Origin of the sequence: Pseudomonas sp. EA_65y_Pfl2_P78 (genome assembly GCF_963970495.1) — a bacterium.
Classification (GTDB): domain Bacteria; phylum Pseudomonadota; class Gammaproteobacteria; order Pseudomonadales; family Pseudomonadaceae; genus Aquipseudomonas; species Aquipseudomonas baetica_A.
This window is the reverse complement of sequence record NZ_CAXAON010000016.1, coordinates 59,224-83,467: the sequence shown is the minus strand read 5'-3', so window position 1 is coordinate 83,467 and position 24,244 is coordinate 59,224. Positions and strand designations below refer to the sequence as shown.

Here is a 24,244-nt window from a genome sequence, read left to right as displayed (position 1 = left end):
GGACTCCTCAGGCCATCTGCGCGGCAGCAACGACGTCAGCAGGCTGTGAGGCCCGCACGGTGCGCCAGGTGTTGTAAGCCATCAGGAACATGCCGCTGAGGAAGATCGCCCCACCCACCAGCCGTACGACGAAGCCTGGGTGGCTGGCCACCAGGGTTTCGACGAAGGAGTAGGTCAGCGTGCCGTCCTCGTTCACGGCACGCCACATCAGGCCTTGGGCGATGCCGTTGACCCACATCGACGCGATGTAGAGCACGGTGCCGATGGTTGCGAGCCAGAAATGCGCGTTGATCAGGCCGATGCTGTGCATCTGCTCTTTGCCGAAGATTTTCGGGATCATGTGGTACAGCGCGCCGATGGAAATCATCGCCACCCAGCCCAGAGCACCGGCGTGTACGTGGCCGATGGTCCAGTCGGTGTAGTGGGAGAGCGCGTTGACGGTCTTGATCGCCATCATCGGACCTTCGAAGGTCGACATGCCGTAGAACGCCAGCGACACCACGAGGAATCGCAGGATCGGGTCGCTGCGCAACTTATGCCATGCGCCCGAGAGGGTCATCATGCCGTTGATCATCCCGCCCCAGCTCGGTGCCAGCAGGATCAGTGACATCACCATGCCCAGCGACTGTGCCCAGTCCGGCAGCGCGGTGTAGTGCAAGTGGTGCGGGCCGGCCCAAATGTACAGGGTGATCAGTGCCCAGAAGTGCACGATCGACAGGCGATACGAATACACCGGGCGCTCGGCCTGTTTCGGCACGAAGTAGTACATCATCCCGAGGAAACCGGCGGTGAGGAAAAAGCCCACGGCGTTGTGGCCGTACCACCATTGCACCATCGCATCGGTCGCACCGGCATACACCGAGTAGGACTTGGTGAAACTCACCGGCAACTCAAGGTTGTTGACGATGTGCAGGATTGCCACGGTGATGATGAACGCACCGAAGAACCAGTTGCCCACATAAATGTGCTTGGTCTTGCGCTGCATGATCGTGCCGAAGAACACGATGGCGTAGGCCACCCAGACGATGGTGATCAGAATGTCGATCGGCCATTCCAGCTCGGCGTATTCCTTGGAACTGGTGTAACCCAACGGCAGGCTGATCGCCGCCAGCAGGATCACCAGTTGCCAGCCCCAGAAGCAGAACGCGGCGATTTTCGGCGCAAACAGTTGAGTCTGGCAGGTACGTTGCACCGAGTAGAACGAACTGGCGAACAGCGCGCAGCCACCGAAGGCGAAGATCACCGCGTTGGTGTGCAGCGGGCGCAGACGGCCGAAACTGGTCCAGGGCAAATTGAAGTTGAGTTCAGGCCAGACCAATTGGGCGGCGAGAAAAACCCCGAGGCCCATGCCGACGATGCCCCAGACCACCGTCATAATGGCGAATTGGCGGACCACCTTGTAGTTGTAGGCGGTACTGATAGAAGTGTTCATGGTTCCCCATCCACGGTTCAGCCGAAGTGAGCGCGAGCAACAATCGCCGCGAATCCTTCGCCTGGAGTTATAGGCAGACTAAAAGCGAGGCAAGCATGGACAAACAGCACAAGGCCAGTATTGACGGGGATCAATGGGCGCAGTGTGCGCGCGAGCATGGATGGCTGTGGGACGCCGCGTCGGGCGAGGCTTCGGCGACGTTGATCCTGGCCCACGGTGCTGGTGCGCCGATGGACAGTGACTGGATGACGGACATGGCTCGGCGCCTTGCTGCACTTGGGGTCAACGTGTTGCGCTTTGAGTTTCCGTATATGGCGCAGCGACGGGTTGATGGGGGTAAGCGGCCGCCCAATCCTGCGGGGAAATTGCTGGAGTGCTGGCGCGAGGTGTTCGTTGAAGTGCGACGTCATGTCGCTGGGGTTTTGGCCATTGGCGGGAAGTCGATGGGGGGGCGGATGGCGAGTCTATTGGCCGAGGAATTGGGTGCCGATGCGTTGGTCTGTTTGGGTTATCCGTTTTATGCGGTGGGGAAGCCGGAGAAACCTCGGGTTGAGCATTTGGCGTCTTTGAAGACGCGGACTTTGATTGTTCAGGGGGAGCGCGATGCGCTTGGCAATCGGGAAGCTGTCGAGGCTTACACCTTGTCACCGAGTATCGAGGTGACGTGGCTGGCGGCCGGGGATCATGATTTGAAGCCGTTGAAAGCTTCAGGTTTTACCCATGAACAGCATCTGGCTAGCGCCGCGCAGCAGGTAGTCGAGTTTCTCGGCAATAGTTCAGCGCGTATCCATCTCTTTAATTGTCTCGGTGGATGATCTGTCTCTGCGCCTCCGAACTCTGGTAATGAACGCATGTACCGGATGGAGGATGGCGGTAAGCACGCCAAGCAGCATGATGATGAAGATGATGATCAGCGGGACGCTTTCATGCGAGAACATGGTGGTTTACTCCTGTAGTCACTATGTCGGAACCCGCAGACTAGACGCATAGAACCCTGTTTTCGATGAACGTATATTCATCCTCAGACGCTCGAGCTGTGCTACGGCACAGCTGTGCGCAGTCGTCGACCAAACGTGTGCTTTAGGTCATGAATCCTTATGGATGCATACCCAGGGTGAGCGGGGCGAAGGTTTTTCTCTGGCCGCACTCATTGCTCCCTTGGTTGCCGTTGTGTCCGTCGCTTTCCATCAGGAGTGTGGAAGGAAACACCGCGATAGCGCGCTCTCGCAGAGAGGCTCGGGCGGTTCTCGTCAGGCTGACGTGGTACCGTCCTGTGAAATGCTGAGGCAGTAGGATTCGGTTGTCACACGTCCTGCTCATGCGCCATGCAATGAATGCATCCCGGGCCTGGCGAATCGCTGGGTACTGGTAACGTTCGCCCGGCGAGTTCCAGTTGAAAATCAATCTCGGCGTCAACCCAACTCGCGAACTCGGCCGCTGCATAATGAAACGCGTGCTCTAGCTCTTTCATATCCGGCGCGTCGTCTGATGCATCCAGCCAAGCCTTTTTGGCAATACGGTAGTCCTCCAGGACCGACAAGGTATCCTCATCAAGTCTGATAGCCGCCGGGGCCGGTAGGATTTTGCGGGGGGCGGTCCATTTCATGGTGGTTTTACCTTTACCAAGAGCACACCGAACAAAGGGAAGACGAGGTGCCGGCACGGCCTTGCAAGCGCCATTCGTCCATCCCCGAGAACTGCACGCATCAACGATGGCCAGATGGCTATGTTGCAAAGGCCGAAAAGCTACAGCAGCTCTCAGAGACAGGGTTAAATCGTGCAGGCCTCTGCTGCGAAGTTACGACACGTGCGGCTGCGATCCAGCCTCAAACGGCCATCCCCAGTGAGCCGAGTCAGGTTCCAGGAGCTGATGAAAATGCTCCGAAATCGACTCTACCAGCGCTGCATCATCAAGCCCGTCCAGTCCTGGATACGGCCTGCCGTTGTAGTCCCCTGTATGCGTCAGCACTTTTTCGACACTGCCACTTTCATCGTAAAGCTTCCTTATCCCAAGGCACTCCTGTTCCTTGCTGTCGGTCGAGCGCAGGGCGTAATGAATGGCCAGTGCGGCACCGAACTCGAGGGCGGGCGTTTCGATCCCGTGTTTTCTGGCGAGATCAATGCTGCTCAGAATGCGCTCGTTGCGCTGCAATTTGCGCAGGGGGTCGCGGCCTACACGTGCGCAAGGGTCCTTGAAGGAAGTCTTGCAGCGCTCCAAAAAGGTTTGAGCAAACGCGGCGACCGCCTCGTTCATCTGCGCATTGTCTGCCAACAAGGCGGGAGCAACCTCCTGGCGGATCAGCCGCTCGGCCAAAGCGCTTACACGCGAGTCCCCCATGCCTTGGCCCACCCACGAATATCCCAGCAGGCTGGCATACCAGGCAATAATCGCGTGAGGACCGTTCCAAAGGCGATTCTTGATGACCTGGATCTGGGCAATGTCATCTACGGTTTTCACTTGGCGCAGTCGCTCCAGCAGATCGCTGCCGCGTTCCACATACAGAGGCATATCCGGCTCGCTGTTGAACAGGATCAGATGCATCTGGTTAAGTGCGCTGCTGGACTGGGCGAACGGGCGAAAGCGACCAATCAGCCGTTCGTATTCCGGTACCGGAGTGGCAAGCCTGGGTGCCATGCTCGGTTCCTCGTCCATGCTGTTCTGGAACATTTGCGACTTGATTCGCAGTTGTCGCAGCAGGGCATCTTTGCTGATCTTGGAGACGATTCGGCTGACAACGGTTTCGGCAAAGTGGGTCTTGTTCAGGATCTGCTGGCAAATTTCCACTGAGCACAGCAGCGCCAATTCCGCTTCGACGTGTCGGCGAACGAAGGCGGCGCCACCCACTTTGTTCAACACGATCAAAATGGTTAGTTCGCGGCCGCGGCGTTCAAAGCGCCGCAGCAGTCCCTTGGCGATCACCCCGGCCTGTTTGCGGATGGCTTGCTCCGGCAGGCTGAGGCCAATGATTTCGGCGACGTCATACATATCGATCACCGCTTGGGCGTCGTCCATATCGATCATTCTGAGGTTTTCGATGGTCTGGTCGAAGGACGTGGCACCGTAACGCACGCTGAACCGACCGAAGGCGTCGACCGTCTCGCGCAGCATCCGCGAGCGGGTCGCGGCAATGATTTCACAGGGCCGGGTGTAGCCGTCCCAGTGGGAGAACACTTGCGTCAAGTAGCCACCACCGATCGCACCAAAGCCATGAATACCCACGCGAAACTGGTTCAGCGCCTGGGGGAAAGGCTCGCTCAGTTCAGGTGTGCCCAAGTGGGGAATGCACTCGCTGATGTCGGCGAGAAACTCGTGCATGCTGCCGTAAGCCTTGAGCGCGCCGGCTTTGACCTCAGTGGCAGGTGGCTTGATGTCTTCGATCAGGATCGGTTGCCCTTCGGCACGGATCGCCGACAGCAGTCCGTTTTCAGAGTCTTCGACCATGAAGCAACTGCCAGGCGCGCAATTGAGGGCGCTGGCTGCGCGCAGGAAAATCTCGGGATGGGGCTTGCCCTGGCTGACTTCATCGCCACACACGGTGATGTCGAAGTACTTGAGCACGTTGGCATTGATCAGGTATTCCTCGGCGATGGCTCGGCGGCTTGAGGTGGCGACTGCCATGGTCAGGCCGCATTTGCGCAACCGCTCCAGCACCTCCAGCAAGCCCGCTTTGATGGGGACGCCGTGATCACGCACGTACTCCAGTTCTAGCTCATCGGCCCGCTGGCGGATCTGCGCGTAGGGGAAATCTTCACCGTTGTGCGCCTTCGCGAGCGCTTCGGCCTTCTTCGCGCTCAGGCCCAGTGAGCCGATCAAGGTTTGCTCGCTGAGCGGCTTGCCGAAAATTTCGTTGGATGCCTGTTTGAGGGTTCTGAAGCGCAGGCGCTCAGTGTCAAACATGGTGCCATCCATATCGAAGATGGCGCTGAGTATTCTCTTCCCCTGGAAAAAAATCATTGGCTGATGCTCCTTGTAACGTGGGAACGCTCACAACCGGTCAACCTCGTGCAGGAGGCGCTGCGGCAGCATTCTGTCGTGACCCGAAGTTGACGCCGTTTGAGGCTGGATGCCGACCGGTTTGTGTTTCACTCAAGTGAGTGATGAATTCAGATAGAAAAAACCAGGCGAGCAGAACTCACCGTGACGAACCACAACGAGGTGGCGCCGGTTCAGTGACTATCGATCAGAAGGGCAGGCGGAGGGACGTAACGATGGCGCCTATAGGCGTAGCTGCCAGACAAGCGAGTTCGCAGGCAGTGTGAAGCGGAGTGTGTGGAGCGCTGAATAACGGACCCTGTGGCTACATTCAAGTAGTGTTTGACGTAAGGCCCACAGTGCGCAATCAGGGATGCATACGGTGGGCCGGACTGGCGATTGATGTGTGTGACTCCATGCATACGGCTTGATAACTTCCTGCGAATTGGCTAGTCGTTTTTTAGCAATAGCATGTACGAGACGCCGGAATCAAGGACGCTGGCCGTGCAGTCGGAACATCAATCGATGTTTGAAGTGAACGGCATGACCATCTATTCAGACTGCTTGCGTCTGTCGATGGAACTGGGAGATCACGCGCTTTCGCTCGGCGTGCAGTGAGGTTTCATGATTTTTTTAACGATAAGTTTTATTTTTTTTGAAACGCATAAACCCCCAGACCACAAGGCCTGGCGCCATGCCCCTTGGACAGGTTGGTGCATCCCGTTGCAGCTCCAGCGGTTGCGCTGAAACGTTTCGAGTGCGATAAAAAAAAGGGAAACGACACGAGAATTGTAAAAAACATGATTTTCGAACGCGTATTCACTCTTCAAAATCCGCTCCCCTCAGCGGAAATTCTTGCCGTTCAACCTCATAGAGGCCATTTCATTCGGTATCGCCAACGCCGTGCTGTAACAAAGGACCGGACCCATGAGAAATCCATCCACTGCGAACGCTCAGCTCACCGAGAAAACCAGTATCCCTTACCCCGGGAGCTTCGTCGGCCTGACTGAGGTGATCTCTGCGCTGCAAACCGGCCTGTATGCGCTGAGGGCGCGGATGACAGAATCTCTGCACGATCCAGCGCCCGGCATCCGTCCTGGGTCCACCCTTGTCCGCATCAAACCTCGCCGACATTGACCCAGCGCTGTTCCCGCGCCGCCATTCGAATGGCTGTCGCCAATCGCTCGACTTCCAGTGCTTGTTCGAAATCAGTGCCGGCTTGTCCTTGGCCGGCCAGGGCCATGATCAGCTCATGGACTTCCAGCGTCTTCAACTCGTTGTAGCCCAACTGATGCCCCGGCGCCGGACTGAACGCTGCGTAACCGGGCAGGGTCGGCCCGGCCAGTAAACGCTGGAAACCGTCCTGGCCTGCACGGCACAGGCGTAACTCATTCAAGCGCTCCTGGTCGAACGTCAGGGTTCCGTGTGTGCCACTGATCTCGAAGCTCAGGTGGTTCTTGTAGCCATGCTTGAGCCAACTGCTGCTGAAGGTTCCACGCGCGCCGCTGGCGAAGCGCAGCAATGCATGCGTCTGATCGTCGACGGCAATTGTGCGTTGTTGCTGACTACCGGCGGTGGTGGGGCGCTGGCGGTGCACGGTCTGGGAGTCGGCGCAGACCGCTTCGACATTGCCCAGCAGGTAGCGCGCCATGCCCAGCAAGTGGCTACCCAGATCCGCTAATGCGCCACCGGCATGCTCGGCTTCACAGCGCCATGACCAGGGGGACGCGGGATCGGCCATGAAGTCTTCGCTGAATTCGCCTTGAAAACTGATGATCTCGCCCAGTCTGCCGCTCTGAATCAACTCCCGCGCCAGCCCGATGATCGGGTTGTGCTGGTAGTTGTAGCCGACACGGGTGACGACGCCGGCATGCTTGGCCGCCAGGTGCATGGCATTGGCCTGTTCAAGGTTAACCGCCAGCGGTTTTTCGCAGTACACAGCCTTGCCTGCGGCGATAGCGGACATGGCCATCGGGTAGTGCAGGTGGTTGGGCGTGGTGATGGCGATCAGGTTTACTTTGGGATCGTCGATCAATGGCTGCCAATCGCCATAGGCCTGCTCAAAGCCCCAGGCAGTGGCGCAGGCTTGCGCACGAACGTGATCGGCGTCCGCCAGGGCGGCCAGGCGCAGTGTGAAGGGCAGTTCGAAGGCCCCACTGACGTTGCGAAAGGCCAAGGCGTGGGCGCGGCCCATGAAGCCTGTGCCGATCAGTCCGATTCCGAGTTCGCGCATGGCAGGATCCTCTAAATTCTTGTTTTCAGAGAATCAGCTTATAGAATAATTATTCTTTCCTGTAAATAAATGGAATAAATATTTACAAGCGAGTGCGCGGCCGCTGCCAGCGATGGGGGAGGGAGGGCGCTACGCGTGCAGCCGTAACGCCGCTCCTGGATCAGTCTTCGAACCCGACCTGCTCGTGAATATCATCGACCTTCAACTCCAGTCGATACGCCACGGCGATAAACAGCGCCTGGCACAGGCACAGGGTCGCACTCAATGAGCGGAACGCAAATGAACTGCCTTCGTTGACCAGCAGCAGGGTGTTGGCGCGCTTGGCCAAGGGCGAGAGATTGCTGTCGGTGATGATCAGGGTTTTCGCCTGTTGATGCTGGGCGATACGCAGGCAATGCTGAGTTTCCTTGCCGTATGGCGTGAAGCTGATAGCGATCACCAGGTCATTGGCGCGCACGCTGCGCATTTGCTCGCGATAGCTGCCGCCGAGCCCCGAGACCAGGTGGATTCGTTTGTTGGTGTGTTGCAGGTTGTAGACCAGGTAATCGGCTACCGCGAACGAACGGCGCACGCCGACCACGTAGATGTTGTCCGCATTCACCACCATGTCCACGGCCTTGTCGAAGGCCAGGTCATCGAGCTCCATTCCCAGTCGTTCGATGCCCGACAGGGTTGCGTTGATGCACTCGCGCGCCAGGTCGCCGCCGCTGGCTTTCTGCGATTTGTTGGCGATCATGCTGCGAATGCGCTGCTGGTAGTTCTGCACCGGCGTGGTTTTGTGGGTATACGCCTCGCGGAACAACGCCTGCATTTCGCTGAAGCCACTGAAGCCGAAACGCTGGGAAAACCGCACGATGGCCGACGGGTGCACTTCGCACTCGCGGGCAATGTCGCTGATGCGGTCGACCATGATCCGGTCGCTTTGCTGGCTCATGTAACTGGCGATGCGTTTGAGCTGGCGCGGCAGGCTGTCGTATTCATTGGTGATCAGCTGCAACAGACGCTCGGCATTGATCGGGGGGCTGGTGAGATCGCTCTCGAGCGTGCTCTCGGTCGTAGCCGGCTGATCGGTGCGGGACATAGGGAATCCTTCAGGCTGTTCTTATAGGGACGATTTTTCACCTCGTCCCCTGGCAATAGGTTTGCAATGCGCAGTCTACAGGGTAGGCAAGAACAAAATCTTGAGCTTGCAGTCGTGCGCAGCGTGCTGAAACGATCCACGACCTCTGGAACGCTTGTACAGGAGCATGTTGGAAAAAATATTCCACATAAAAATTATTTGGAATAATTATTGATTGTTCGGTCCCGGTCGTTTTAGTCTGCATCCACCAAGAGTGTTCGGCGCGGTCATCGTCCTGAGCACAGGCTGATAAAAATAACAGGAGCCAGCATGGGCCAGACTCGTTTTGCCAGTGGACGTCAGTTGGATCTGATTTGCCTGGGGCGCCTTGGCGTCGACCTCTATGCGCAGCAAGTCGGCGCGCGGTTGGAAGATGTTTCAAGTTTCGCCAAGTACCTCGGTGGATCGTCCGCCAACATCGCTTTCGGTACGGCTCGATTGGGCCTCAAGTCGGCGATGTTGAGCCGGGTCGGTGACGACCATATGGGCCGCTTCCTGGTGCAATCCCTGGCCCGCGAAGGTTGTGACATCAGTGGCATCAAAGTCGATCCGGAGCGCCTGACCGCCATGGTCCTGCTGGGCCTCAAGGATCGCGAAACCTTTCCATTGGTCTTCTACCGCGAAAACTGCGCCGACATGGCGTTGCGGGCTGAAGACATCAGCGAAGCCTTCATCGCTTCCAGCAAAGCCTTGCTGATTACCGGCACCCACTTCTCCACCGATGGCGTCTACAAAGCGAGCACCCAGGCGCTGGATCATGCCGAGAAACACAACGTCAAACGGGTGCTGGACATCGACTATCGCCCAGTGCTCTGGGGACTGGCCGGCAAGGCTGACGGGGAAACACGCTTCGTCGCCGATCAGAGCGTCAGTCAGCACGTGCAAAAAATCCTCCCGCGTTTTGACCTGATCGTCGGCACTGAAGAGGAGTTTCTGATGGCTGGCGGCTCCGAGGATTTGCTCACGGCATTACGCAATGTCCGCCGGCTGAGCGCTGCAACGTTGGTGGTCAAGCTCGGCCCGCAAGGTTGCACGGTGATTGATGGCGTGATCCCGGCTCGTCTCGAAGACGGCGCCATTTATCCAGGCGTGCGCGTGGAGGTGCTCAATGTGCTGGGTGCCGGCGACGCCTTTATGTCGGGCTTCCTCAGTGGTTGGCTGGAGGATGCGAGCGACGAGCGCTGCTGTCAGTTGGCCAATGCCTGTGGTGGTCTCGTGGTTTCACGCCACGCTTGCGCCCCGGCCATGCCGACCCGCGCCGAACTCGAATATCTGTTCAACAGCCCGTTGCCGATTACCCGGCCGGATCAGGATGGGGTGTTGCAACGCCTGCATCAGGTCAGCGTGCCGCGCAAACAATGGAAGCAACTGTTCATTTTTGCTTTCGACCATCGCGGGCAATTGGTGGAACTGGCGCACAAGGGCGGTCGCGACCTGAGCGCGATTGGCGAACTCAAGCAACTCTTTATCAAAGCCGTGGAGCGGGTCGAAGCTGATTTGCACAAGCAAGGCATCGAGGCCGATGTCGGGCTGCTGGCCGATCAACGCTTTGGCCAGGACTCGCTGAACGCTGCCACTGGCCGTGGCTGGTGGGTGGCGCGACCGGTGGAAGTGCAAGGTTCGCGTCCATTGGCTTTCGAGCATGGTCGCTCCATCGGCAGCAACCTGATCGCCTGGCCGCAGGAGCAAATCATCAAGTGCCTGGTGCAATTCCACCCCGACGACGAGCCGTTGCTGCGACTGGAACAGGAAGCGCAGATCAAGGGTTTGTATCAGGCATCCCTGGTCAGCGGTCATGAACTGCTGCTGGAAATCATCCCACCCACTGATCATCCCTCGCCCCATCCAGACGTGTTGTATCGCGCCCTCAAACGGCTCTACAACCTGGGTATTTATCCGGCCTGGTGGAAAATCGAAGCGCAGAGCGCCCAGGAGTGGAAGCAACTCGACGAACTGATTCAGGCGCGTGATCCGTATTGCCGAGGCGTGGTGTTGCTGGGGCTGAATGCGCCGACAGCAGCCCTGGCCAAAGGGTTTCAACAGGCCAGCCAGAGCCAGACCTGCCGTGGTTTTGCCGTGGGCCGGACGATTTTCCAAGAGCCGAGCCGCGCGTGGATGGCGGGTGAAATCGACGATCAAGCGCTGATCCGCCAGGTGCAGGACACGTTTGTCGAACTGATCGATGCCTGGCGCACAGCCCGGGCCTGACGGGTTGACGCAAATCCCCTGTGGGAGCGTCGGTCTTACAGATAGGTAAAAACAATAAAAGGTGCAGCCATGCCCGCTATTCGAATTGGCATCAACCCGATCTCCTGGAGCAACGATGACTTGCCGTCCCTCGGGGGCGAGACGCCGCTGAGCACCGCATTGAGCGAAGGCAAGGAAATCGGCTACGAAGGTTTCGAACTCAACGGCAAGTTCCCCAAAGACGCCAAGGGTGTCGGCGATGTACTGCGTCCCTACGACCTGGCGCTGGTGTCCGGCTGGTATTCCAGTCGTCTGGCCCGCCGTTCGGTGGCCGAAGAAATCGACGCCATCGGCAGCCATGTCGAACTGTTGGCGAAAAACGGCGCCAAGGTGCTGGTGTACGGTGAAGTCGCCGACTCCATTCAAGGCCAATACATTTCGCTGGTTGAACGCCCGCGTTTTCACACCGAACACGCCTGGCAGGAGTACGCCGACAAACTCACCGAACTGGCACGCTTCACCCTGTCCCAAGGTGTTCGTCTGGCCTATCACCATCACATGGGCGCCTACGTCGAGTCCCCGGCCGACATCGACAAGCTGATGGCGCTGACCGGCAGTGAGGTCGGTTTGCTGTTCGATTCGGGCCATTGCTACATGGGGGGCGGCGAACCCCTGAAGGTGCTGGGCAAGCACATCGAACGCATCTGCCATGTGCATTTCAAGGACGTGCGCAAACCGGTGGTGCAACTGGCGCGCAACAACCTGTGGAGTTTCCCGGACTGCATCATCAACGGCACGTTCACGGTGCCCGGCGATGGCGATATCAACTTCGGCGCCTTGCTCGATGTGCTGCTGGCCGCTGATTACCAAGGCTGGCTGGTGGTCGAAGCCGAACAGGACCCCGCGGTGGCGCCGAGTTATGTCTACGCCAAAAAAGGCTACGACACCCTGCGCGCGCTGCTCGACGAGAGGACTGCATGATGAGCCTGCTGGTCAAAAGCAATGCCCGTGGCTGGACCATGGTCGAGCTGGGTAAAGATGAGTTGGAGTACGTCGGTTTCGCCGCGTACCGCTTGAGTCTGGGCAAGACCCTGCCAGTGTCTGCCGGTGATAAAGAACTGTGCCTGGTGCTGCTCAGCGGCCGGGTCAGCATCAAGGGCGAAGCGCCGGGGCAGGGCGCGTTCGACTGGGACAACCTCGGCGATCGTCAGTCGGTGTTCGAAGACAAATCTCCGTTCGCCGCGTATTTGCCACCCGGCAGTCAGGCGCAAGTGGTCGCGCTCAGCGAAGCACAAATCGCCGTGTGCGCCGCCCCCGGTTCCGCGGGCAATGGCCTCGGCCCAAGGCTGATTCAACCCGACTCCATGAAACGCAGCGTGCGTGGTAAAGGCGCCAACACCCGTTATGTCTGCGACATTCTGCCGGACACCGAACCGGCCCATTCGCTGCTGGTGGTGGAAGTGCGTACGCCGTCGGGTCACTCGTCGAGCTACCCGCCGCACAAGCACGACACCGACGATTTGCCGCACCAGAGTTTTCTGGAAGAAACCTATTACCACCAGATCAACCCGCCCCAGGGCTTCGTGTTCCAGCGGGTCTACACCGACGATCGCAGCATCGATCAGGCCATGGCCGTGGAAAACAGCGACCTTGTTGTCGTGCCCAAGGGTTATCACCCGGTGAGTGTGCCGTACGGCTATGAGTCGTATTACCTGAATGTCATGGCCGGCCCGAAACGCGTCTGGCAGTTCCACAACGATCCGCAGCACAGTTGGCTGCTTGATCTGTGAACTGAAAAGCCCAAATTCCAACCTCTGCACGGAGAACACGATCCATGAGCGACGCCCCGGTCATCGGCCATTACATTCACGGTCAAGTGCAAGACAGCCACAGCGAACGCTTCAGCAATGTTTTCAACCCGGCCACCGGCAGCGTCCAGGCGCGCGTCGGGCTGGCCAGCCAGAAAACCATAGACGAAGCTGTTGCCTCGGCCCTGAAAGCCTTCCCGGCCTGGTCCGAACAATCATCCCTGCGCCGTTCGCGGGTGATGTTCAAGTTCAAGGAACTGCTCGACCAGCATCACGATGAACTGGCAGAAATCATCAGCCGCGAACACGGCAAAGTGTTTTCGGACGCCAAGGGCGAAGTCACCCGGGGTATCGAGATCGTCGAGTACGCCTGTGGAGCGCCGAACCTGCTGAAAACCGATTTCAGCGACAACATCGGCGGCGGCATCGACAACTGGAACCTGCGTCAGCCGCTGGGCGTGTGTGCCGGCGTCACGCCGTTCAACTTCCCGGTGATGGTGCCGTTGTGGATGATCCCGCTGGCGCTGATCACCGGTAACTGCTTCATCCTCAAACCGTCCGAGCGTGATCCGTCCGCCAGCGTGCTGATGGCCCGACTGTTGAGCGAAGCCGGTTTGCCCGACGGCGTGTTCAACGTGGTCCAGGGCGACAAGACAGCGGTGGACGCGTTGCTGCAACACCCGGACATCGAGGCGATTTCCTTTGTTGGCTCGACGCCGATTGCCGAGTACATCCACCAACAAGCTACCTCCCGGGGCAAGCGTGTGCAGGCACTGGGCGGGGCGAAAAATCACATGATCGTCATGCCCGACGCCGACCTGGATCAAGCGGCAGATGCCCTGATCGGCGCGGCCTACGGCTCGGCCGGCGAGCGCTGCATGGCGATTTCGATTGCCGTGGTGGTGGGCGATGTCGGTGACCCACTGATTGCCAGACTGCTGCCGCGTATCGATCAGTTGAAAGTCGGCAACGGCCTGAAGGGCGACAGCGACATGGGGCCGTTGGTGACCGCCGAGCACAAGGCCAAAGTCGAAGGGTTTATCGACGAAGGCGTGGCTCAGGGCGCACGACTGATCGTCGACGGCCGAAACTTCAAGGTGCCGGGCGCCGAGAACGGCTTCTTCGTCGGCGCGACGCTGTTCGACAACGTCACGACGCAAATGAGCATCTACCAACAGGAAATTTTCGGCCCGGTGCTGGGCATCGTGCGGGTGCCGGATTTCGCCAGCGCCGTCGCGTTGATCAACGCCCACGAATTCGGCAACGGCGTGTCCTGTTTCACCCGCGACGGTGGCATCGCCCGAGCCTTCGCCCGCACCATCAAGGTCGGCATGGTCGGCATCAATGTGCCGATTCCGGTGCCGATGGCCTGGCATTCTTTCGGCGGCTGGAAACGCTCGTTGTTTGGTGATCACCATGCTTACGGCGAGGAGGGCATTCGCTTCTACAGTCGCTACAAAAGCGTGATGCAGCGCTGGCCCGACAGTATCGCCAACGGCCCGGAATTCAGCATGCCAACGGCCAACTGATTCACCTGTGCGGAGAACAACAATAATGAGCAAACCCCTGCGTTTCGCCCTGAACCGTATGGTCGCCCCACGCTTGTCCCTGCCGGCGTTCATCGACCTGGCGGTGGCCCTCAAGGCCGACGCCATCGAAATTCGCAACGACCTTAAAGGCGTCGAGATCGAAGACGGCACCGCCCCCGAGCGCGTCCGTGAGTTGTGCACCGCCCAAGGCATTACCGTGCTGTCGATCAACGCGCTGTATCCGTTTGATGTGTGGAATGACGAGCGCCGTGCACAGGCCTTGAAGCTGGCTGCTTATGCCCGTGATTGTGGTGCTCAAGGGTTGGTCATGTGTCCGCTCAACGACCGTGCTGACCCGCGTAATGAGGCTGCACGCGCTTCGGGTTTGCGCATGGCGTTGACTGAACTGGCGCCGATCCTGCGCGAACACGGCATCCTCGGTTTCATTGAACCGCTGGGTTTCGAAGAGTGCTCGCTGCGCCGCAAGCGTACGGCGGTGGACGCGATCAAGGCCATTGGCGGGCTGGATGTGTTTCGTCTGGTGCACGACACCTTTCACCATTACTTGGCCGGCGAACATGAATTCTTTCCCGAGCTGACCGGACTGGTGCACATCTCTGGTGTCGAGGATGCCGAGGCGCCGTTGGCGACCATTCGCGACGGCCACCGGGTGCTGGTGGGCGAGGGCGACATCCTCGGCAACGCGGCGCAAGTCGACACCTTGCTCAGCAGTGGTTACAGCGGCTACCTGTCGTTCGAGCCTTTTGCCGACAGCGTCCATGGTCTGGCGGATATCCAGCAGGCGATCGGCGCGAGCATGGATCACCTGCAAAGAACTCAAGGTTAATGGAAATCCCCCATTAGATTGGATTTGCCTTCATAAAAGGTGCGGCGATGAACACAACAAGACTGACCATGGCCCAGGCCCTGGTGAAATTCCTCGATAACCAGTACATCGAGGTCGATGGGGTCCAAAGCAAGTTCGTGGCCGGGATCTTTACCATTTTCGGCCACGGCAACGTGCTGGGTCTGGGCCAGGCGCTGGAGCAGGACAGCGGCGACCTGATCGTCCATCAGGGGCGCAATGAGCAAGGCATGGCCCACGCGGCCATCGGTTTTGCCAAGCAGCACCAGCGGCGCAAGATCTACGCTTGCTCTTCATCGGTAGGCCCTGGTGCAGCCAACATGCTGACCGCCGCGGCGACGGCGACGGCCAACCGCATTCCCTTGCTGTTGTTGCCCGGCGACGTGTATGCCTGCCGCCAGCCGGACCCGGTGTTGCAACAGATCGAGCAGTTCCACGACCTGAGCATCAGCACCAACGATGCGTTCAAGGCCGTGAGCAAATACTGGGACCGCATCAACCGCCCCGAACAACTCATGACGGCGGCGATCCACGCCATGCGTGTGCTGACCGATCCTGCCGAAACCGGCGCAGTGACCCTGGCCTTGCCGCAAGACGTGCAGGCCGAGGCCTACGACTATCCCGATTACTTCCTGCAAAAACGCGTGCACCGCATCGAGCGTCGTCCGGCGACCGAGGCGATGCTCGGTGATGCGCTGGCGCTGTTCAAAGGCAAGCGCAAGCCGCTGATCATTTGCGGTGGCGGGGTCAAATACTCGGGTGCCAATGGCGCCTTGCAGGCGTTGGCCGAGCGCTTCGACATTCCCTTCGCCGAAACCCAGGCCGGCAAGAGTGCGGTGGTGTCCAGTCACCCGCTGAACGTTGGCGGGATCGGTGAAACCGGCTGTCTGGCGGCGAACTTGCTGGCCAAAGACGCGGACCTGATCATCGGTGTCGGCACCCGCTACAGTGATTTCACCACCGCCTCGAAATCCCTGTTTCAGCATCCGGACGTGCAATTTCTCAACCTCAACATCAGTCCTTGTGATGCCCTGAAGCTCGACGGCGTGCAACTGCTGGCGGACGCCAAAGTTGGCTTGCAAGCCCTGGCTCAAGCCTTGGGCGATTACCGTTCTGCGTGGGGCGATCAACCGCGACAGGCCAAGGTGCAACTGGACGAGGAAGTCGACCGTCTCTATCAGGTCGAATACCAGAGCCAGGACTTCATCCCGGAAATCAACGACCACATGGACCCGGCGGTGCTGCGCGAATTCATCGAGCTGACCGGCTCCTGCCTGACCCAGAGCCGTGTGCTTGGCGTGCTCAATGAAACCCTGGCCGATGACGCGGTGATCGTCGCCGCCGCCGGCAGCCTGCCCGGTGACTTGCAGCGCAGTTGGCGCAGCAAGGGCGTGAACACTTATCACGTCGAGTACGGCTATTCCTGCATGGGTTACGAGGTCAATGCCGCACTGGGCGTGAAACTTGCCGAGCCTGAGCGCGAGGTCTATGCGCTGGTCGGTGACGGCTCTTACATGATGCTGCATTCCGAACTGGCGACCTCGATCCAGGAGCGCCGCAAGATCAACGTGGTGCTGTTCGACAACATGACTTTCGGTTGCATCAACAACCTGCAGATGGAACACGGCATGGACAGCTTCGGCACTGAGTTGCGGTTCCGCAACCCGCGAACCGGCAAGCTCGACGGCGGTTTCGTGCCGGTGGATTTCGCCATGAGCGCGGCGGCTTATGGTTGCAAGACCTACAAAGTGAGCACGGTCGAAGAGCTGCGAAGCGCATTGGCCGATGCGCGTTTGCAGACGGTGTCGACGCTGATCGATATCAAGGTTCTACCCAAAACCATGATTCACAAATACCTGTCGTGGTGGCGGGTCGGCGTGGCGCAAGTCTCCACCAGTGCCCGCACCGATGCGGTGGCCAAGACCCTGAATGAACGACTGGCCAAGGCCCGTCAGTACTGATTGCCCCTGATACCACAACAAATTTTCACAGGAGAATCTTCATGTCATTGCTCTCTCATTCACTGCGGATCGGCGTCATCGGTACCGGGGCGATCGGCCAGGACCATATCCGTCGTTGCAGCCAGACCCTGCTCAATAGCCAGGTCGTTGCTGTAACCGACATCAATTTGCAGCAAGCCGCGAAGGTCGTTTCCGACTTGAAACTGACCGCCGAGGTCTATCCCGACGGCCATGCGCTGATCAAGGCACCGGAGGTCGAAGCAATCCTCGTCACCTCTTGGGGCCCGAGCCATGAAGCGTTCGTGCTGGCGGCGATTGCGGCGGGTAAACCGGTGTTCTGCGAGAAGCCGCTGGCGGTCACCGCTCAAGGTTGCCGCAACATCGTCGAGGCCGAAGTGGCCCACGGTAAACGCCTGGTACAGGTCGGTTTCATGCGCCCCTATGACGAAGGTTATCGGGCACTCAAAGCCGTGATCGACAGCGGTCAGATTGGTGAGCCCTTGATGTTGCACTGCGCGCATCGCAACCCGAGCGTGGGTGAAAACTACAAGACCGACATGGCGATCACCGACACCCTGATCCATGAACTGGACGTGTTGCGCTGGTTGCTCGACGACGATTACGTGTCGGTGCAGGTGGTGTTCCCGCGCAAGAGCAGCAAGGCCCTCGCGCATTTGAGAGACCCGCAGATCGTGCTGCTGGAAACCGCCAAGGGCACGCGCATCGACGTGGAAGTGTTCGTCAACTGCCAATACGGCTACGACATCCAGTGCGAAGTGGTGGGGGAGACCGGCATCGCCAGGTTGCCCGAGCCGTCCCAGGTGCAGTTGCGCAGCGGGGCGAAGTTGTCCAACGCGATTCTGATGGACTGGAAGGATCGGTTTATCGCGGCGTATGACGTTGAGTTGCAGGCATTCATCGATGGCGTGCGCGCCGGGCAGGTGGGTGGCCCGTCAGCGTGGGATGGCTTCGCCGCTGCCGTCGCCGCAGACGCGTGCATCGAGGCGCAGAGCAGCGGGGCGATCGTCAAAGTCGGTCTGCCAGACCGCCCACATTTCTACGGCTAACGATGATCGCCTGTGGGAGCGGGCTTGCTGGCGAAAGCGCTGTGTCAGCCGACATCAATATTGACGTGTCCGCCGCCTTCGCGAGCAAACCCGCTGCCACAAGGACGGCGTGTGTCCAGTGAGCGGTTACATAACAATAAGAAGGAATGCACACATGCGGATCGGACTTGTCGGTTACGGCCATGGCGGCCGGTTTTTCCATGCTCCGCTGATCAGCAGTTTGCCGGCGGCGACGTTCGTGGGTGTGGTCACCCGTTCACCGGAACGCCGACAGTTGCTGGCGGCAGAACACCCAGGGGTGCCAGCGTTCGACAGCATCGGCCAACTGGTGGAGGCCGGGATCGATGTGCTGGTGGTGTCCACGCCGCTCAAGGGCCGTCCGGCGTTGGTGCTTGATGGCATCGAACACGGAGTGGCGGTGGTCAGCGACAAACCGTTTGCCGCTGATGCGCAGCAAGCGCAAACCCTGATTACCATGGCCGAGCGCCAAGGCGTGCCGCTCAGCGTCTATCAGAACCGTCGCTGGGACTCGGACTTCCTGACCGTGCGCAAACTCATCGAATCCGGTGCGTTGGGCCAAGTCACCCGTTTCCAATCGCGGATCGAACGTTACTCACCACTGGCGGTGAACAACGGCAGTGGTGGTGGTTTTCTTCGCGACTTGGGCAGCCATCTGGTCGATCAGGCGTTGCTGTTGTTTGGTCCGGTGACACGGGTCTACGCCGAACTGGATTACCTGGAAAAAGGCCAGGTCTTCGATAACGGCTTCTTTATGGCCCTGACCCATGCCAGTGGCGTGACCTCACACCTGGGCGGCAGTTGCCTGCAAAACACCCCCGGCCCGCGCTTTCGGGTGACCGGCACCCACGGTTGTTACAGCGTCGATGGTCTGGACGGGCAAGAAGCCTCGGCACTCGCCGGGCTTTCGCCAAAAACCGAAGGTGAGCGCTGGGGGGTGGAAGAACATCGCCGCTGGGGCTGGTTCGAACAGGGCGAGGTGCGCGAACGGGTGCCCTCCGAGCGCGGTTGCTGGAATCAGTTCTATTTACAGCTACAAACCGCGTTGCAGAGCGGTGGCCCACTGCCTGTGGACGCCCGTGATGCACTGGCGACCACTTGCGTGCTGGACGCTGCGCGACTGAGCGCCGAGCGGCATCAAGTGGTGGAATTGAGCCTGTTCGAGCGCCATGGAATAAAATCAGAATAAAATTCTAAAATGAGTTGATATGGAAATTATTTTCCAATAAAGTCGTTTTCAGCGACCTGCCTCGCCACCTGTTTAAACCCTTTTCCCGCTTGCCTGCTTACTGAAATCGTCACGCCTCATCCATAAAACCAACAAGAATGTGGAGAAAGACTTTTCATGAAGACCAAGATCCGCTTTGCCTCACTTGCCTTGTCGCTGATGTTCGCCAGTGGCGCGGCGCTCGCCGATATGAAGATCGGCGTCAGCATGTCCCAATTCGATGACACCTGGCTGACCTACCTGCGCGAATCCATGGACACGAAAGCCAAGTCCTATCCCGATGGCGTACAGCTGCAATTCGAAGACGCCCGCAGCGACGTGGTCAAGCAATTGAGTCAGGTCGAAAACTTCATCAGCCAGAAGGTCGATGCCATCGTGGTCAATCCGGTGGATACCGCCGCCACCCGTAAAATCACCGAAGCCGCCGTCAAGGCCGGTATCCCGCTGGTCTACGTCAACCGCCGCCCCGATGACCTGAAGCTGCCCAAAGGTGTCGTCACGGTCGCCTCCAACGATCTGGAGGCCGGTGAAATGCAGATGCAGTACCTGGCCGACAAAATGGGCGGCAAGGGCAACATCGTGATTCTGCTCGGCGACCTCGCGAACAACTCCACCACTAACCGCACCAAGGGCGTCAAAGAAGTATTGGCCAAATACCCGGACATCAAGATCGAGCAAGAGCAGACAGGTATCTGGTCGCGGGATAAAGGCATGACCCTGGTCAACGACTGGCTGACCCAGGGCCGCAAGTTTGACGCGGTCGTGTCCAACAACGATGAGATGGCGATTGGCGCGGCCATGGCCCTGCAACAGGCAGGCGTCAAAAAGGGTAGCGTGCTGATTGCCGGTGTCGACGGTACGCCGGACGGCTTGAACGCAGTGAAGAAGGGCGCCTTGGCCGTCTCGGTGTTTCAGGACGCCAAGGGACAGGCCGACGGTTCGATCGACACCGCCGTGAAAATGGCCAAAAACGAGCCGGTTGAACAGTCCGTGTGGGTGCCATACCGCTTGATCACCCCGCAAAACGTCGACACGTTCAAATAGCCCGTCCGTTCAATAACAACAATAAATACGCAAGGTTGCCACCGCGACCTTGCTGATGGAGTACCTGATCATGTTCGCTTCAGCGACTGCTTCGAGCACCCCGTTAGTGGGTATCCAGCCAACTGCAACACCTGCCGATGAGCCGTACCTGCTGGAGATCGTCAACGTCAGCAAGGGATTTCCCGGTGTGGTTGCCTTGGCCGATGTGCAGCTTCGGGTACGCCCAGGTTCTGTGCTGGCCCTGATGGGTGAAAACGGCGCTGGCAAATCCACCCTGATGAAAATCATTGCCGGCATCTATCAGCCGGACGCCGGTGAACTGCGCCTGAGGGGCAAGCCGGTGGTCTTCCAAACACCACTGTCAGCGCTTCAGGCCGGGATCGCGATGATCCACCAGGAACTCAACCTGATGCCGCACATGAGCATCGCCGAAAATATCTGGATCGGCCGTGAGCAGCTCAACGGCTTTCGCATGGTCGATCACCGGGAAATGCACCGCTGCACGGCGAAATTGCTCGAACGCTTGCGGATCAACCTCGATCCGCAAGAGCAGGTCGGCAACCTGAGCATCGCCGAACGGCAGATGGTCGAGATCGCAAAAGCGGTGTCCTACGATTCCGACATCTTGATCATGGACGAACCGACCTCGGCCATCACCGACAAGGAAGTTGCCCACCTCTTTTCGATCATTGCCGACCTGAAAAGCCAGGGCAAAGGCATTATCTACATCACCCACAAAATGAACGAAGTGTTCGCTATCGCCGATGAAGTGGCGGTGTTCCGCGATGGCGCCTACATAGGCCTGCAACGGGCCGACAGCATGGACAGCGATAGCCTGATTTCGATGATGGTCGGTCGCGAGTTGAGCCAGTTGTTCCCGGTACGCGAAAAGCCGATCGGCGATCTGTTGCTGTCGGTGCGCGACCTTAAACTGGACGGCATTTTCAAGGATGTTTCCTTCGACCTGCACGCCGGCGAGATCCTCGGCATCGCCGGGCTGATGGGCTCGGGGCGGACCAACGTTGCCGAAGCGATTTTCGGCATTACCCCAAGCGACAGTGGCGAGATTCGTCTCGATGGCGAAGTGGTGCGCATCAGCGACCCCCACATGGCAATCGAGAAGGGCTTCGCGCTGTTGACCGAGGATCGCAAGCTCAGCGGTCTGTTCCCGTGCCTGTCAGTACTGGAAAACATGGAAATGGCAGTGCTGCCGCATTACGCCGGCCGCGGATTTATCCAGCAAAAAGCCCTGCGCGCCTTGTGCGAAGACATGTGCAAGAAGCTACGGGTGAAAACCCCGTCACTGGAGCAGTGCATCGATACCTTGTCCGGTGGTAATCAGCAGAAAGCCCTGTTGGCGCGGTGGCTGATGACCAATCCGCGCATCCTGATTCTCGACGAGCCGACCCGCGGTATCGATGTCGGCGCCAAGGCCGAGATTTACCGGCTTATCGCCTATCTCGCCAGCGAAGGCATGGCGGTGATCATGATTTCTTCGGAACTGCCGGAAGTGCTCGGCATGAGCGACCGCGTGATGGTCATGCACGAGGGCGACCTGATGGGCACCCTCGACCGCCGCGAAGCGACTCAGGAGCGAGTGATGCAACTGGCCTCGGGCATGTCCGCCGTTCACTAATGAATGCTGACGCTGGCACGGCCAGCGTCGTCGACGCGATAGAAGGGTGAGTAGTTATGAACGCGATACTGGAAAACAAACCGGCAGCGGCGCCGGCCAAGAATCGCCGGCGCTTTCCGACCGAGCTGAGCATCTTCCTGGTGCTGATTGGTATCGGCCTGGTGTTCGAAGTGTTCGGCTGGATCGTGCGCGACCAGAGCTTCCTGATGAACTCCCAGCGTTTGGTGCTGATGATTCTGCAAGTGTCGATCATCGGCCTGCTGGCGATTGGCGTAACCCAGGTGATCATCACCACCGGCATCGACCTGTCGTCGGGATCGGTGCTGGCCTTATCGGCGATGATTGCGGCCAGCCTGGCACAGACCTCGGATTTCTCTCGGGCGGTATTCCCGTCGCTGACCGACTTGCCGGTGTGGATTCCGGTGATTGTCGGGCTCGGCGTCGGGCTGTTGGCGGGGGCAATCAATGGCAGCATCATCGCCATTACCGGAATTCCACCGTTCATTGCCACCTTGGGCATGATGGTCTCGGCCCGTGGCCTGGCGCGTTACTACACCGAAGGCCAGCCGATCAGCATGCTGTCGGACTCCTACACGGCCATCGGTAACGGCGCGATGCCGGTGATCATCTTTCTGGTGGTCGCGGTGATTTTCCACATCGCACTGCGCTACACCAAGTACGGCAAATACACCTACGCCATCGGCGGCAACATGCAGGCGGCGCGTACGTCCGGTATTAACGTCAAACGCCATCTGGTCATCGTCTACAGCATCGCCGGGTTGCTGGCAGGATTGGCGGGCGTGGTGGCTTCGGCCCGCGCCGCCACCGGGCAGGCGGGGATGGGCATGTCCTATGAGCTGGATGCCATTGCCGCAGCGGTCATTGGCGGAACCAGCCTGGCGGGCGGGGTGGGGCGCATCACCGGCACCGTCATCGGTGCATTGATTCTTGGAGTGATGGCCAGTGGATTCACGTTCGTCGGGGTCGATGCCTATATTCAGGACATCATCAAAGGCTTGATCATCGTGGTCGCGGTGGTCATCGACCAATACCGCAACAAGCGCAAACTCAAGCGCTGACTTTGACGGCAAACAGCGAGGGCCTGTTCTGGCTCTCGCTTCACCACATCCCCATTATTTTCAGCCAGGGTGTTTGCCACGCATCATGAGGGCTGTCGGTGAGTCGACCGTTGTGCTGATCAGTCCAGCAAGGCAGTAGAAAAATCGGTAAAAGCGGCAAATTGCTGGCCCCCTGATTGCACTTTGAACGGCAAACTCGCTTTTTTTCAAAAGGTTAGGTTGGCCACATGCGGACGATTGTCATCACCGTTGCAACGCTTTCCCTGGCTGTCTTTGCCGCGGGGGTTCAGGCAAGGGCATTGAGCAAAAACCATCGCTTTGCCTGTACCTGGGGTGCCGATATCGCCGCCGGTGCGCAGCAATCGAAACTGTCCGGAATCTCCCTGTACGGTGCACGCAAGCGCTTGCAGGCCCGCAAGTTCCAGCAGCCATGGATGCGCATGACCGCCATGGGCATCACCGAGCAAACCTACAACAGCAGCTCGCGGCTCAGACCCGCGGCGATCAAGCAAACCTACTATGAACAATGCGTGCGGCATGAACTGGCACAGCGTTAAGCCAAAAGCCCAACCCTTAACGGTTGGGCTTTTTCATGGGTGTGGAAAACGCAGACTCACTTGTCGCTATCGCAATTGACCATCCATGACACGCCAAAGCGATCCACCAACATGCCAAATCGTGCGGCCCAGAAGGTCGCTTCCAGCGGCATGTCGACGCGACCGTCCTTGGCCAGCGCGTTAAATATCCGCTCGGCTTCGGCAATGCTGTCGACGTTCAGGGAAATTGAACAGCCACTCATGCCCTGAGTCGGGCGGTCGGGCGTGGTGTCCGAAGCCATGATCATCTGATCGCCGACTTTCAGGCAGGTGTGGATGATCAGGTGCCGATGTTCTTCTGCAACGTGCTCCGCAGCGGGGGATTCACCGAAAGAGGTCATCGCCTCCAGTTCGCCGCTCAGGGCTTGCTGATAAAAAGTGAAGGCTTCTCGGCAGTCGCCGTTGAAGATCAGGTACGGGTTGATTTTCATGTCTTTGTTCCTGGCAGTCAGGCGTGGAGTAGTGGTT

General features: G+C 59.0%; 19 protein-coding genes. 13 read left to right on the top strand and 6 right to left on the bottom strand.

Annotated features, from left to right (window positions below):
* Nucleotides 1-7: 7 nt before the first annotated feature.
* Nucleotides 8-1,432: a cytochrome-c oxidase, cbb3-type subunit I gene (gene ccoN / locus AACY02_RS14615; RefSeq protein WP_221733294.1), complete on the bottom strand. Its 1,425-nt coding sequence runs from the start codon at nt 1,430-1,432 to the stop codon at nt 8-10.
* Nucleotides 1,433-1,527: 95 nt separating this feature from the next.
* Here ccoN and AACY02_RS14610 point away from each other — a divergent pair, with 95 nt between their 5' ends.
* A complete protein-coding gene (locus AACY02_RS14610) occupies nt 1,528-2,247 on the top strand; it encodes an alpha/beta family hydrolase (protein WP_339432569.1) in 720 nt (239 codons plus the stop codon).
* 488 nt (nt 2,248-2,735) lie between these two features.
* Here AACY02_RS14610 and AACY02_RS14605 read toward each other — a convergent pair whose 3' ends face one another.
* From AACY02_RS14605 to AACY02_RS14590, 4 genes are all read right to left on the bottom strand, one after another.
* Entirely contained in the window at nt 2,736-3,038 is a 303-nt protein-coding gene (locus tag AACY02_RS14605; protein ID WP_339432568.1) for a hypothetical protein, read from the bottom strand.
* 192 nt (nt 3,039-3,230) lie between these two features.
* Nucleotides 3,231-5,387, bottom strand: a complete 2,157-nt coding sequence (mtlD, locus tag AACY02_RS14600) for a bifunctional mannitol-1-phosphate dehydrogenase/phosphatase (protein WP_339432567.1) — start codon at nt 5,385-5,387, stop codon at nt 3,231-3,233.
* Between the two features lie 1,135 nt (nt 5,388-6,522).
* Nucleotides 6,523-7,638: a Gfo/Idh/MocA family protein gene (locus AACY02_RS14595; RefSeq protein ID WP_339432566.1), complete on the bottom strand. Its 1,116-nt coding sequence runs from the start codon at nt 7,636-7,638 to the stop codon at nt 6,523-6,525.
* Nucleotides 7,639-7,798: 160 nt separating this feature from the next.
* On the bottom strand, nt 7,799-8,719 hold the full coding sequence (locus AACY02_RS14590) for a MurR/RpiR family transcriptional regulator (RefSeq protein ID WP_339432565.1): 921 nt from the start codon (nt 8,717-8,719) through the stop codon (nt 7,799-7,801).
* A gap of 309 nt (nt 8,720-9,028) precedes the next feature.
* Between AACY02_RS14590 and AACY02_RS14585 the strand changes: the two genes are divergently transcribed.
* The 12 genes from AACY02_RS14585 (at nt 9,029) to AACY02_RS14530 (ending at nt 23,737) form a co-directional block, all read left to right on the top strand.
* A complete protein-coding gene (locus AACY02_RS14585; protein ID WP_339432564.1) occupies nt 9,029-10,966 on the top strand; it encodes a bifunctional 5-dehydro-2-deoxygluconokinase/5-dehydro-2-deoxyphosphogluconate aldolase in 1,938 nt (645 codons plus the stop codon).
* Nucleotides 10,967-11,035: 69 nt separating this feature from the next.
* Nucleotides 11,036-11,926, top strand: coding sequence for a myo-inosose-2 dehydratase (iolE, locus tag AACY02_RS14580; protein WP_339432563.1), 891 nt, complete (start codon nt 11,036-11,038; stop codon nt 11,924-11,926).
* Complete coding sequence (gene iolB / locus AACY02_RS14575) at nt 11,926-12,735, top strand: 5-deoxy-glucuronate isomerase (RefSeq protein ID WP_339432562.1); 810 nt, start codon at nt 11,926-11,928, stop codon at nt 12,733-12,735. The genes iolE and iolB overlap by 1 nt, the downstream gene beginning before the upstream one ends.
* A 44-nt stretch (nt 12,736-12,779) precedes the next feature.
* Nucleotides 12,780-14,282: a CoA-acylating methylmalonate-semialdehyde dehydrogenase gene (locus AACY02_RS14570; protein WP_339432561.1), complete on the top strand. Its 1,503-nt coding sequence runs from the start codon at nt 12,780-12,782 to the stop codon at nt 14,280-14,282.
* A 25-nt stretch (nt 14,283-14,307) separates the two neighbouring features.
* On the top strand, nt 14,308-15,129 hold the full coding sequence (locus AACY02_RS14565; protein ID WP_339432560.1) for a TIM barrel protein: 822 nt from the start codon (nt 14,308-14,310) through the stop codon (nt 15,127-15,129).
* A 47-nt stretch (nt 15,130-15,176) separates the two neighbouring features.
* Complete coding sequence (iolD, locus tag AACY02_RS14560) at nt 15,177-17,108, top strand: 3D-(3,5/4)-trihydroxycyclohexane-1,2-dione acylhydrolase (decyclizing) (protein WP_339432559.1); 1,932 nt, start codon at nt 15,177-15,179, stop codon at nt 17,106-17,108.
* A 41-nt stretch (nt 17,109-17,149) separates the two neighbouring features.
* On the top strand, nt 17,150-18,175 hold the full coding sequence (locus AACY02_RS14555) for a Gfo/Idh/MocA family protein (protein WP_339432558.1): 1,026 nt from the start codon (nt 17,150-17,152) through the stop codon (nt 18,173-18,175).
* A 154-nt stretch (nt 18,176-18,329) separates the two neighbouring features.
* Complete coding sequence (locus AACY02_RS14550) at nt 18,330-19,382, top strand: Gfo/Idh/MocA family protein (protein ID WP_339432557.1); 1,053 nt, start codon at nt 18,330-18,332, stop codon at nt 19,380-19,382.
* A gap of 156 nt (nt 19,383-19,538) precedes the next feature.
* Nucleotides 19,539-20,465 carry a sugar ABC transporter substrate-binding protein gene (locus tag AACY02_RS14545; protein ID WP_339432556.1) on the top strand — a complete coding sequence of 309 codons (927 nt, stop codon included), beginning with the start codon at nt 19,539-19,541 and terminating at the stop codon, nt 20,463-20,465.
* A gap of 70 nt (nt 20,466-20,535) precedes the next feature.
* On the top strand, nt 20,536-22,101 hold the full coding sequence (locus AACY02_RS14540; RefSeq protein ID WP_339432555.1) for a sugar ABC transporter ATP-binding protein: 1,566 nt from the start codon (nt 20,536-20,538) through the stop codon (nt 22,099-22,101).
* Between the two features lie 56 nt (nt 22,102-22,157).
* Nucleotides 22,158-23,180 carry an ABC transporter permease gene (locus tag AACY02_RS14535; protein ID WP_339432553.1) on the top strand — a complete coding sequence of 341 codons (1,023 nt, stop codon included), beginning with the start codon at nt 22,158-22,160 and terminating at the stop codon, nt 23,178-23,180.
* Nucleotides 23,181-23,407: 227 nt separating this feature from the next.
* Nucleotides 23,408-23,737: a hypothetical protein gene (locus AACY02_RS14530; protein ID WP_339432552.1), complete on the top strand. Its 330-nt coding sequence runs from the start codon at nt 23,408-23,410 to the stop codon at nt 23,735-23,737.
* A gap of 56 nt (nt 23,738-23,793) precedes the next feature.
* On the opposite strand, the gene AACY02_RS14525 is transcribed toward AACY02_RS14530, so the two are convergent.
* On the bottom strand, nt 23,794-24,207 hold the full coding sequence (locus AACY02_RS14525) for a VOC family protein (RefSeq protein WP_339432551.1): 414 nt from the start codon (nt 24,205-24,207) through the stop codon (nt 23,794-23,796).
* Nucleotides 24,208-24,244 lie beyond the last annotated feature (37 nt).

Bases quoted from the DNA above. Each gene is read 5' to 3' on its own strand.
- AACY02_RS14570 (WP_339432561.1), top strand. From the start codon at position 12,780: ATGAGCGACGCCCCGGTCATCGGCCATTACATTCACGGTCAAGTGCAA.
- AACY02_RS14545 (WP_339432556.1), top strand. From the start codon at position 19,539: ATGAAGACCAAGATCCGCTTTGCCTCACTTGCCTTGTCGCTGATGTTC.
- AACY02_RS14540 (WP_339432555.1), top strand. From the start codon at position 20,536: ATGTTCGCTTCAGCGACTGCTTCGAGCACCCCGTTAGTGGGTATCCAG.
- AACY02_RS14610 (WP_339432569.1), top strand. From the start codon at position 1,528: ATGGACAAACAGCACAAGGCCAGTATTGACGGGGATCAATGGGCGCAG.
- AACY02_RS14555 (WP_339432558.1), top strand. From the start codon at position 17,150: ATGTCATTGCTCTCTCATTCACTGCGGATCGGCGTCATCGGTACCGGG.
- ccoN (WP_221733294.1), bottom strand. From the start codon at position 1,432: ATGAACACTTCTATCAGTACCGCCTACAACTACAAGGTGGTCCGCCAA.
- AACY02_RS14605 (WP_339432568.1), bottom strand. From the start codon at position 3,038: ATGAAATGGACCGCCCCCCGCAAAATCCTACCGGCCCCGGCGGCTATC.
- iolB (WP_339432562.1), top strand. From the start codon at position 11,926: ATGAGCCTGCTGGTCAAAAGCAATGCCCGTGGCTGGACCATGGTCGAG.
- AACY02_RS14590 (WP_339432565.1), bottom strand. From the start codon at position 8,719: ATGTCCCGCACCGATCAGCCGGCTACGACCGAGAGCACGCTCGAGAGC.
- AACY02_RS14550 (WP_339432557.1), top strand. From the start codon at position 18,330: ATGCGGATCGGACTTGTCGGTTACGGCCATGGCGGCCGGTTTTTCCAT.
- AACY02_RS14530 (WP_339432552.1), top strand. From the start codon at position 23,408: ATGCGGACGATTGTCATCACCGTTGCAACGCTTTCCCTGGCTGTCTTT.
- AACY02_RS14565 (WP_339432560.1), top strand. From the start codon at position 14,308: ATGAGCAAACCCCTGCGTTTCGCCCTGAACCGTATGGTCGCCCCACGC.
- iolD (WP_339432559.1), top strand. From the start codon at position 15,177: ATGAACACAACAAGACTGACCATGGCCCAGGCCCTGGTGAAATTCCTC.
- mtlD (WP_339432567.1), bottom strand. From the start codon at position 5,387: ATGATTTTTTTCCAGGGGAAGAGAATACTCAGCGCCATCTTCGATATG.
- AACY02_RS14525 (WP_339432551.1), bottom strand. From the start codon at position 24,207: ATGAAAATCAACCCGTACCTGATCTTCAACGGCGACTGCCGAGAAGCC.
- AACY02_RS14535 (WP_339432553.1), top strand. From the start codon at position 22,158: ATGAACGCGATACTGGAAAACAAACCGGCAGCGGCGCCGGCCAAGAAT.
- AACY02_RS14595 (WP_339432566.1), bottom strand. From the start codon at position 7,638: ATGCGCGAACTCGGAATCGGACTGATCGGCACAGGCTTCATGGGCCGC.
- iolE (WP_339432563.1), top strand. From the start codon at position 11,036: ATGCCCGCTATTCGAATTGGCATCAACCCGATCTCCTGGAGCAACGAT.
- AACY02_RS14585 (WP_339432564.1), top strand. From the start codon at position 9,029: ATGGGCCAGACTCGTTTTGCCAGTGGACGTCAGTTGGATCTGATTTGC.